A 10987-nucleotide genomic window follows, 5' to 3' on the forward strand; every position below is an offset into this window, starting at 1 on the left:
CTCCCCCACTCCTCCACTCCTCCACTCTCCCACTCCCCCACTCCCGAAAACGCCCTCTACATCCTCTACACCTCTGGTTCTACTGGACGCCCCAAAGGCGTGATCAACACCCATCGCGGCGTGGTCAACCGCCTCTGCTGGATGCAGGATACCTACACCCTCACTCCCACTGATCGCGTTCTCCAGAAAACCCCCCTCAGCTTCGACGTCTCTGCCTGGGAAGTCTTCTGGCCCTTGATGACTGGAGTCACCCTGGTGTTAGCCCGTCCCGAAGGCCACAAAGATAGCGCCTACTTAGTCAACCTCATCCAGCAGGCACAAATCACCACTCTCCACTTCGTCCCCTCGATGCTGGCAGCCTTCCTGGAAGCGCCTGACGCCTCCCAATGCACTAGCCTCAAGCGAGTTATCTGTAGCGGTGAAGCACTGCCCACGGATCTGCAAACACGATTCTTCCAAACGCTGCCCAACGTTGAACTTCACAACCTCTACGGTCCCACCGAAGCCGCGATCGACGTCACCGCCTGGAGCTGCCAACCCGCTCCAGAGTCATCCGCCACCGTCCCCATCGGTCACCCCATCGCCAACACCCAAATCCACCTCCTCGACTCCCAAAATCGCCGCGTTCCCCCCGGCATCCCCGGCGAACTCCACATCGGTGGTGTTGGCGTGGCCCGTGGCTACTTAAACCGACCCGATTTAACCGCAGAGAAATTTGTGCCCAATCCATTTGTGGGCAAGGCAGACGGCAGCACCAATAACGAACAACGAACAACGAACAACGAAGAACACATTCTCTACAAAACCGGCGATCGCGCCCGCTATCTCCCCAACGGTGCCCTTGAATTCCTGGGCCGCATCGACCACCAGGTCAAATTACGAGGCTTCCGCATCGAACTTGGCGAAATCGAAGCCATTCTGACCCAGCATCCCGACATCTCCCAGTGCATCGTCGTGCTCCGAGAAGACAACGGGCAGGAACCACAGCTCATTGCCTATGTCGTGGAATCAGAAGTTAGAAGTCAGGAGTCAGAAGATGTTACGAACCAAGAACGAAGAACGAATAACCCACAACCCACAACAATCCCAGCCCTCAAAACCCACCTATCCAACCATCTTCCCGCCCACATGGTGCCGACTCAATTCATCACGCTGGATGCGCTACCGCTCTTGCCCAACGGTAAAGTCAATCGGAAAGCGCTGCCAGCACCTAATCGACCCAAGTCCACCCCGACTCGATCGCCCCAAACAGTGACCGAACTTGAGATTGCGGCCATCTGGCGAGAGGTGCTGCGGTTGGAAGCCATTAACGCTGAGGACAACTTCTTTGAGTTGGGAGGCAATTCCCTCAGCGCAACGAGGGTGAATACGCGACTGCGAAAAGCGTTCGAGCTAGATATCCCATTGTGGGTGATGTTTGAACGTCCAACGATCGCCGAACTCGCGATCCATATTGACGCCATGCAGATGACCTTGAATCAACCCGTCAGTGCAGCAGTGGGGCGAAAGGAGATTGAGCTATGAAGACTATCGAGCAATTTTTATCGGATCTCTATCGGCAGGAAGTCCAGCTCTGGGCAGAGGGCGATCGCCTACGCTGTAACGCACCGGAAGCAGTCCTCACGGAAGAGCTGAGTACTCAGCTGCGGGACCGAAAAACAGAAATTCTGGAATTCCTGCGGCGGCATGAAACGGCGTCTGCCACCACCATTCAGTCAGTGCCACGGACAGAACCGCTGCCCGTGTCGTTTGCCCAACAGCGCCTGTGGTTTCTAGAGCAAATGCAGCAGGAGGGTGCGGTTTACAACATTCCGCTGGCAGTACAGGTAGAGGGGCTTCTGGATGAAACGGCGTTTAGCCAAAGTCTCACTGCGTTGGTTGAGCGTCACGAATCACTGCGAACGCGGTTCATCACGGTTGACGGACAGCCGATGCAAGAAGTGGTTGCCCCGCAACCGATCCGCCTTGAACAGCGAGATCTGCAATCATTATCTTCCCCAGAGCAAGAAACCGAGGTGCGCCAGCAGGCGATCGCCTCGGCTCAGACCCGCTTCGATCTAACTGAAGCGCCTCTGCTGCGGGTGACCCTGCTACGCCTAGCAGACACAGCATCAGTCGTGCTGTTGACGATGCACCACATCATCACGGATGGCTGGTCAATGGAGGTGCTGCTGCAAGAACTGGGACTGTTTTATCGCGCCTATCTAACCGGAGGAACTGCACCACTGCCGCCACTACCGATTCAATATGGTGATTTTGCGGTGTGGCAGCGGCAGTGGCTGCAAGGCCAGGAACTACAGCGGCAGCTTAGCTACTGGCAAGAGCAGCTATCGGGGACGCTCCCTATTCTGCAACTACCCACCGATTGTCCTCGGGCACGAGTACAAACCTTCCGAGGAGCCGTCGAGTCGTTTGCCCTGTCAGCGGAGTTGAGCGATCGCCTCAAATCCCTGGCCCAAGAACAGTCCACTACGCTCTTTGTAACGCTGTTGACCGCCTTCAAGGTTCTCCTGTTTCGCTACACCGGACAGCGGGATTTGCTGGTGGGCACCCCCATCGCCAACCGCAATCGCGCAGAAGTCGAAGGGCTGATCGGTTTCTTCGTCAATACCCTGGTGCTGCGATCGCAGCTGACACCCCAAGCCCCATTCATCGATTTACTAGCGCAGCTCAAAGCTAGCACCTATCAAGCCTACGAGCATCAGGATTTGCCGTTCGAAAGACTGGTCGAAGCCCTCCAGCCAGAACGCGACCTAAGCTACAATCCCTTATTCCAAGCTAAATTCCGCTTAGAAAATGCTCCCCAACAGGCCATTTCCCTGCCCGGACTGACCCTGAAACCTGTTCCGCAGGCTTATTCCACCGCCAAGCTCGACCTCAGCGTGGATCTTTACGAAACCCCTGACGGCATTGTGGGTGGATTCGAGTACAACCGCGATTTGTTTGAGGTCAACACTATTCGCAGTATGGTTGAACACTTTCAAACCCTGCTGGCAAGCGTTGTTGACAATCCTCACCAGACTATTTCTGAGCTTCCCCTACTGACCGCCGCCGAACGCCACCAGCAGCTTCATGCCTGGAATGACACGGCAAAGCCCTATGCCAGCGATCGCTGCTTCCATCATCTATTTGAAGCTCAGGTCAAAAAAACACCCGATGCGATCGCGCTAGTCTTTGACGGCCCCGAGCAGCAACAGCTCACCTATGCCGAACTCGATCGCCGCAGCAATCAGCTGGCCCATCATCTACGCTCCCTCGGGGTCGGCCTAGAAGTCATTGTCGGGATCTGCTTAGAGCGATCGCTGGAGATGATTATCGCCCTGCTGGCGGTGTTGAAAGCAGGCGGCGCATACCTTCCCCTTGATCCCACCTATCCCTCCGAGCGATTGTCTTTCATGCTGAAGGACTCTCAGGCAGCGGTGTTGATTACAACAAGTTCAGTATTGGCGGTAAACAGACTCGTGGGCAGTCCCCACCCTACGCTGCAAATTGTTGATTTAGAAGGCGCTCCAACCCCCATCACCCCATCACCCCATCACCCCATCACCCTCCTCCCTCGCCTATCTGATCTACACCTCCGGCTCCACCGGCACCCCCAAAGGCGTCCTGGTTCCCCACGGCGGTTTAACCAACCTCACTGAAGATAAAATCCGTGTCTGCGACGTGCGGGCAGGCGACTGTGTCCTTCAATTCTTTTCCTTTAGCTTTGATGCCTCCATCCCAGAAATCATCATGGCCCTGGCAACTGGAGCTAAACTTCTCCTCGCCTCTGCTGAAACGCTGCTTCCCGGTCCCGGCCTAGCAGACCTATTACGCCGTCACCGCGTCACTCATATCACCATTACCCCCTCAGCCCTAGTGAGCGTTCCTTACGGCGATTTCCCCGATTTGCGGATGGTGCTTGTCGGCGGTGAAGCCCCCTCTCCAGAACTCATCCATACCTGGAGTCAAGGTCGCCGCTTCATTAATGCCTACGGTCCTACGGAAACCACCGTCAACGCCAGCATGGTGCCCTGCGGCAACGGCGGCCCTATCCAGCCCACCCTCCGCCCTAGCACCAACAAACAGCTCTATGTCCTTGACGATCAGCTTCAGCTCCTGCCCGTTGGGGCGATCGGCGAACTCCACATCGGCGGCGTGGGCCTTGCCCGTGGCTATCTCAACCGACCCGAACTGACCGCAGAACGATTCGTCCCAAATCCGTTTACGGAAAAGACAGACTCCAGCACTCAGAATTTAGAAAACGTCAGCCCCAACCCCCAACCCCCAACCAATAACCAACAACCAATAACCAATGACCAACAACCAACCCACCCCCAACCAATAACCCATAACCCGCCACAACTTCTCTACAAAACCGGCGACCTCGCTTGCCACCTTCCCGACGGTCGCATCAAGCTGCTGGGTCGTATCGACGATCAGGCTAAAATTCGCGGCTTCCGAATTGAACCTGCCGAAATCGAAAACCATCTCAACCAGCACCCCGACGTCAAAACTAGCGTCGTCATCGTGCGAGAAGACCTCCCCAGAGACAAGCGACTGGTAGCCTACGTTGTTAAAGCAAAACCAGCCAGCCTCACAAAAGACCCAACAACGAGCAACAAACAACGAATAACCCATAACGACCAATCCACAATCCGCAATCCACAATCCGAACCCCCATCCCTCCGGCAATTCTTGGCTGACAAACTCCCCCACTACCTCGTTCCCTCGGCCTTCGTTCAACTAGACGTTCTGCCGCTGACGCCCAATGGCAAGGTGGATGTGCGATCGCTCCCGGCCCCCGCAATCGAATCACCTGAGACCCACTATGTGGCTCCGCGCAGCGAAGTTGAAACCGCGCTGGCCGATATTTTTGCTCAAGTCTTGGGCGTTGAACAGGTGGGCATTCATGATGACTTTTTTGAGCTGGGCGGTCATTCTCTGCTAGCGACTCAGCTCGTGGCGCAACTGCTGAACACCTTTGCCGTAGAAGTAACGGTCATCGATCTGTTCGAGGCGACAACCGTGGCAGGGCTGGCTCAGCGCGTTGAGCAGAAACAACTGCTGGAGCAGCTTCAGACCCGTCCTGTAGAAGACGATGCCGACCGGGAGGAATTTGCGCTGTGAAGGACTTTCAAGGCTATCTCAAATCCAACGTGGTCGTGGAACCGCTGATCAATCAGTGGTACGCCTGGAGCTATCTCATTCCCCCGGCAACGGCAGCCCGTTATCTGACCCACTCTCAGATTCCTGTCATGGAGTCGTTTGTGTCAGCGCCTCAGGTACATGCCACAGCGCTGAAAGATCCCGCCATGCGGGGTGGTCCGTTCATTCACCATGACGCTAGCCGAGTGCCTGAAATTCAGACGCTGCTGGAGCAGACACAGCAAGAGCAGGCGAAATTGCTCCTGCTGAGTGAGGCGATCGCCACCCTAGAGACCCTCCTGGCGGACCATCCGCCAGGGGCCTCTCTGGAACCCCTCTATGCTCAATTGCCGCCTGCCCTCCGAGGATTTGTAGAACTGGTCTATGACCCCCAACATCGAGCTTCGATGCGCCTCATGGAAGGACTGCTTTACCGCAGCGACTATTATGATCCCAGTCGCCAGAGGGTTGCCCTGCAGTTGGGCAATACCGACGAGCGAGCCTTCGTGCTAAGCACGCCGCGTCTACCAGAAGCCGCTAGCTTGCAGATACCGCGTCCTTTTTGCGATCGCACTTGGGACCAGCTCTTCACCATGCGCCATACCCCGCAGTCCGTCGGACAGATGGCCGCAGCTCTGGGTCTGGACAAATCCCAGACAGGCCGTTTTGCGAACCTCTTCACGACGACTCCACCCCGCGATCGCTCACCCTACGACGGCAATGGTGTGCGGATCCGTTACTTCGGCCACGCCTGCGTTCTGATTGAAACCCAGGATGTCTCTGTCCTGGTCGATCCCCTAGTCAGCTATGACCATCCCAGGGGCATGGCCCGCTATAGCTACGCCGACCTGCCCGACACCATTGACTACGCCCTGATCACCCACAACCATCAGGACCACGTCATGCTGGAAACCCTGCTGCAAATCCGGCATAAGATTCGCCATCTGGTGGTCCCCCAGAGTCAGAAAGGCTCCCTCATCGATCCCTCTCTCAAGCTCATCCTCCAGCAAATTGGCTTTCACCCAGTGATGACCCTGGATGAACTGGAAACGATTCCCCTACCCGATGGCGAAATCATCAGCCTGCCCGTGCTCGGCGAACACGGCGACCTCAACATCGCCACCAAAACCGCCTATTGGATTCAGCTCAAAGGCCGCACTGTTCTCTGCGCCGCTGATTCCAATAACCTTGATCCCCAGCTTTATCAGCACCTTCACCACCTGTTCGGCTCCTTAGACGTGCTGTTCATCGGCATGGAATGCGACGGTGCCCCCTACACCTGGGCCTATGGACCTCTCCTCACCCAATCCGTTCCCCACCATCTGGCTCAAAGCCGTCGCTTAGATGGCTCCAACGCTGATCGCGCGATCACCCTCGTCCAGCAGCTCCAACCCCAGCAGGTCTACGTCTACGCCATGGGACAGGAACCCTGGCTCACCTTCATCACCTCCATTAGCTACACCAACGACTCCGCCCCCATCCAAGAATCCAATCGATTGGTCGCCCACTGTCGGCAAATCGGCCTTGAGAGCGATCGCCTCCTGAGTCGCAAAGAGATCGAGCTAGCTGCTCAAGAAACGACAACCTGGACACAGCGACGAATTCCAGTGGAAGTGCAGTCAGCAGTTGACAGTCCGAAATCAGGAAACGACATCAACCAAGAACCAACCACCAATAACCAACCACCAATAACCAATAACCAACAATCCAAAATTCAAAATTCAAAATTCAACCGTTTTCTCCAAACTCTCAACCGCCTCGACATTCGTCTCTGGCTGGATGGCGATACGCTACGCTGCAATGCGCCCAAAGGGACAATGACACCAGACATCAAGCAGCAACTCAAGCAGTACAAACCCGACATCATCGCGGTGCTGAAGGGAGAAAGTGTTGAAGCTGCAACCCAAGAGGATTGGGAACAGGATCGAGTTCTGCCGAAGGAGATTCGTCCGGAGGGAGATCTGCAGGAGGGACTACCCTCACGCATTTTGCTGACTGGAGCCACAGGGTTTCTGGGCGCGTTTCTGCTTGAGGCTCTGCTGCGGCAAACCCAGGCTGAGATCGTCTGCTTAGTCCGAGCAGAGACTGAATCCGGCGGATGGCAGCGGTTGATCAATACGCTCAAAAGCTACGGCATTTGGCAAGAGGACTTCAGATCCCGCATTACCGTTCAACCCGGAGATCTGGCAAAGCCTGATTTGGGACTGTCTGCTCAGGCATTTCAAACCCTGGCAGAAAGCGTCGATGTGATCTACCACAATGGGGCCTGGGTACACCACGTCTCTCCCTATTCTCTGCTGCGGACAACCAATGTGTTGGGCACGCAGCAAGTGATTCGCTTAGCCTGCCAGCATCATCCCAAGCCGCTGCATTTCACCTCTACTTTGAGCGTGCTGCCGCCAATGCCGCCAGGGGATCAGGTCAAGATGCAGGAAGACGACCCGCTCGATCGCTACCCCGTTCCAACTGGGGGCTACAACCGCACCAAGTGGGTGGCGGAGCAGCTAGTGACCCAAGCCAGCGACCGCACCCTGCCTGTCACGATCTACCGCCCTGGCCCCATCTCCGGCCACAGCCAAACGGGAGCCTTCAACGCCAATGATTTTCTATATCGGCTAATGCAGGGCTACATTCAACTCGGCAGTGCACCCCAAGGAGCTATGCCCCTAGATATTCTGCCCGTGGATTATGTGAGCCGAGCAATTGTTCACCTATCCCAACAGCCCCAGTCTCTGGGTAAAGTCTTCCATCTGATTCATCCTGAACCTGCGTCATCGGATGGTTTATTTGCCGCCTGTCGCACTGCCGGATATCCCATTCAGCGTGTGTCCTATGAGCAGTGGCACGGACAGTTGAGGGCGATCGCCCAGGGACAGACTAACCATCCTTTGTATCCGCTCGTCTCCCTCTTCTCGTCTCGAAACGACGAAGAGGTCGTCCAAGCGTCCGACGATAAGCCACACGAGGTGCCCTTTGATTGCCAGAATGCTCAGTCGGGGCTGGCTGAGGCTCCCTTTAGTTGTCCGGCACTAGATGAATCGCTCTTTGCAACTTATCTCAAGGCTTTAAAGAATTCTGGGGCGCTTAAATCACCGCCTGTGTCGGCTTCGTATTAGGTGCATTGCCGCGCGAATGCACCCTACCGTTTGTCTCCCATTTTCCTTGCTTGCACCCTCTCTTTCCCTCAACCATGACCACCACCCAACGCTATACCGACTATGACACCTGGGCCTGGCTCTATAACGAGACAATGGGGCCAGACTATGGCAAAGCTCAACTCACGCTGCTGGAACGGGTGCTTTTGCCTGAGTTGCCTACCAATGCTGCCATTCTCGATCTGTGCTGTGGTACGGGGCAGCTCATGCAGCCGCTGTTGGACGCAGGGTATCAGGTCACGGGACTAGATGGCTCAGCCGCCATGCTGGACTATGCTCGTCAAAATGCGCCCCAAGGCCACTACCTGCTAGAGGATGCCCGTACTTTTCACTTGCCCAGTCAGTTCGATGCGGCCTTCTCCACGAGTGCCTCCCTCAATCACATCATGGCCCTCACTGACCTTGTCCAGGTCTTTCGCAACGTCTATCAGGCTCTACAACCAGGCGGTCTATTCATCTTTGATCTCAACCACCCTGAGCAAATGCAAAAGTGGTGGTGCGGCAAAATCGTTGAAGGAGAAATCACGCCCGGCTATGCCTGGAGATTGACCCCTGAGTACCAGCCCGAAGTTTCAGAAGGGGCTTTCCACGTCGAGATTTTCCAGGCTCAGCCTCTAGCCTCCTGGATAGCTCGCTTCACCCAACCCTTCAAACAAACTCTCTATCGGCTTCTGAGCCTGCGTCGCCTGACTCGCTTTCGTCTGCGCCTGCTATCACGGTTTGAAAAAGTTGAACCAACATGGACGCGATCGCATCTCACCTATCGCGTCAAAGGCCATGCTCTGCCTGAGGTTCAAACTGCCCTGCAAACCGTTGGCTTCACTCACATCGTCATTCAAACTATCGACGGCGACCCTACCCTTGACGCCAACCACTCCGCCCATTTTATCTGCCACAAGGGAAGCGGATAGCGAGAAGACTGCCGCAGCCACCGTACCGCCCCATTACCCCATTCCCCCTATGACCCTCACCCAACCTCCACCCACTCACCTGCAAACCTTAATTGACACTTACACCCGCCGCACACCAACCTCCAAACAAATGGCAGCGGCAAACCGTCCTGTCCTGGCGGATAAAACCGCTATCGGCTATGCCTTCTCCCCTGAAATTAAAGAGATGTGCTATCCGATTGTGGCGGTGAGATCGCAAGGTTCGCGCCTGTGGGACATCGATGGCAATGAATATATCGACATCTTGATGGGGCTGGGCACCAACCTATTCGGTCACAATCCATCATTTATCAAAGCCGCGATCGCCGAACAGCTTGACCAGGGTATGCAAATTGGGCCACAGTCAGAGACCGTCGGAGAAGTTGCCCAACTTGCCCGCGAACTCACCGGCTTGGAGCGAATCACCTTTAGCAACACGGGGACCGAAGCCGTCATGACCGCTGTGCGAGTGGCTCGGACCGCGACCCAACGCACCAAAATTGCTGTTTTTACCAACAGCTATCATGGTCACTTCGACGCTGCCCTGATGCGAGCCCCCCTGAGCGAATATGCGCGGAAAAAAGCTGTGCGATCGCTTCAGAAAAAGCCGCTACTCAGCCCTCTCGCCAACTTCATGCAAACCTTTTTGGGTACTCGCGCCGTCCCCGCTGCCCTCGGCGTTCCCAACGCCACTGCCAAAGACGTTCTCGTGCTCGACTACGGCAACCCCAAATCCCTAGACGTCATCAAAGCTCAGCGCAATCAGCTTGCCGCCGTACTGGTGGAACCCGTTCAGAGCCGCTGTCCCGAACTTCAGCCGAGAGAATTTCTACACGCTCTGCGAGACCTCACCCAGTCCACAGGCATTGCCCTAATTTTTGACGAAATGGTCACAGGCTTCCGAGTCCATCCCGGCGGTGCCCAAGCCCACTTTGGCATTCAAGCGGATATCGCCACTTACAGCAAAATCGTAGGCGGTGGTTTACCGCTGTCCATCATCGCAGGCCAGGCCCAATTCATGGATCACATTGATGGTGGCCCCTGGCAGTTTGGCGACGATTCCGCCCCCCAAGTTCCCCTCACCTTCTTTGCTGGCACCTTTTGCAAACATCCCCTTGCCCTCGCCGCCGCCCGCGCCGCCCTACAGCACCTCAAAAACCAAGGACCCACTCTGCAAGAAACCCTCAACCAGCAAACTGCCAATCTAGTAGACCGCCTCAACGCTTTTACAACCAGCATCAATATGCCCATCCAGTTCACCCGCTTTGGCTCCTTTTTCGCGATCGCTCTATCCCAGAGCCAGATTTCCCCCACCGCCCTCAGCCTCTTTTCCTACCACCTCCTCAACCAAGGTATTCATCTGCGCGGCGGCGATCGCGGCGGCTTCCTCTCCACCGCCCACACCCCAGACGATATCGACACCATCTACACCGCAATTTGCAACGCACTGACAGCGCTCAAGGAAAACAGCAATGTCTAGGGTTGTTCGTCGTTAATTGTTCATCGTTCGTCGTTAGTCGTTAATTGTTCATCGTTGGTCGTTAGTCGTTAGTCGTTAGTCGTTAGTCGTTAGTCGTTAGTCGTTCGTAATCGGCGGTGATAATTGACAATCAAAAACCTCTCTAAGCCTTAATCAACACCCGATAACCCGCAACCCGCAACCCACCCAAAACATGCCCGAACCTTAATCAACACCCACCAACCATCCACCATCCACCATCCACCACCCACCCACCCAAAACATGCCCGAACCTTAATCAACACCCACCAACCAAC

General features: G+C 55.7%; 6 protein-coding genes and 2 pseudogenes. All 8 read left to right on the top strand.

Annotation, left to right across the window (positions count from 1 at the left end; genetic code table 11):
- Positions 1-1524 (top strand): amino acid adenylation domain-containing protein (locus tag PN498_RS01270; protein WP_272060859.1); only part of this gene is annotated, 1524 nt, incomplete at its 5' end.
- A complete protein-coding gene (locus PN498_RS01275; protein WP_272060860.1) occupies positions 1521-3641 on the top strand; it encodes a condensation domain-containing protein in 2121 nt (706 codons plus the stop codon). The genes PN498_RS01270 and PN498_RS01275, both read left to right, overlap by 4 nt.
- Positions 3568-4101 (top strand): annotated as a pseudogene (locus PN498_RS28455) (AMP-binding protein); the annotation flags it as partial. The gene PN498_RS01275 and the pseudogene PN498_RS28455, both read left to right, overlap by 74 nt.
- A gap of 246 nt (positions 4102-4347) precedes the next feature.
- Positions 4348-4707, top strand: a pseudogene (locus tag PN498_RS28535) (hypothetical protein); the annotation flags it as partial.
- A 105-nt stretch (positions 4708-4812) separates the two neighbouring features.
- Complete coding sequence (locus tag PN498_RS28540) at positions 4813-5109, top strand: phosphopantetheine-binding protein (protein ID WP_442951394.1); 297 nt, start codon at positions 4813-4815, stop codon at positions 5107-5109.
- On the top strand, positions 5106-8243 hold the full coding sequence (locus tag PN498_RS01285; RefSeq protein ID WP_272060861.1) for a thioester reductase domain-containing protein: 3138 nt from the start codon (positions 5106-5108) through the stop codon (positions 8241-8243). Before PN498_RS28540 ends, PN498_RS01285 begins: the two co-directional genes overlap by 4 nt.
- A 74-nt stretch (positions 8244-8317) precedes the next feature.
- Entirely contained in the window at positions 8318-9193 is an 876-nt protein-coding gene (locus PN498_RS01290) for a class I SAM-dependent methyltransferase (protein ID WP_272060862.1), read from the top strand.
- Entirely contained in the window at positions 9144-10691 is a 1548-nt protein-coding gene (locus PN498_RS01295) for an aspartate aminotransferase family protein (protein ID WP_272060863.1), read from the top strand. The genes PN498_RS01290 and PN498_RS01295 overlap by 50 nt, the downstream gene beginning before the upstream one ends.
- Positions 10692-10987 lie beyond the last annotated feature (296 nt).

Origin of the sequence: Oscillatoria sp. CS-180, assembly GCF_028330965.1 — a bacterium.
Classification (GTDB): Bacteria; Cyanobacteriota; Cyanobacteriia; order Phormidesmidales; family Phormidesmidaceae; genus Halomicronema.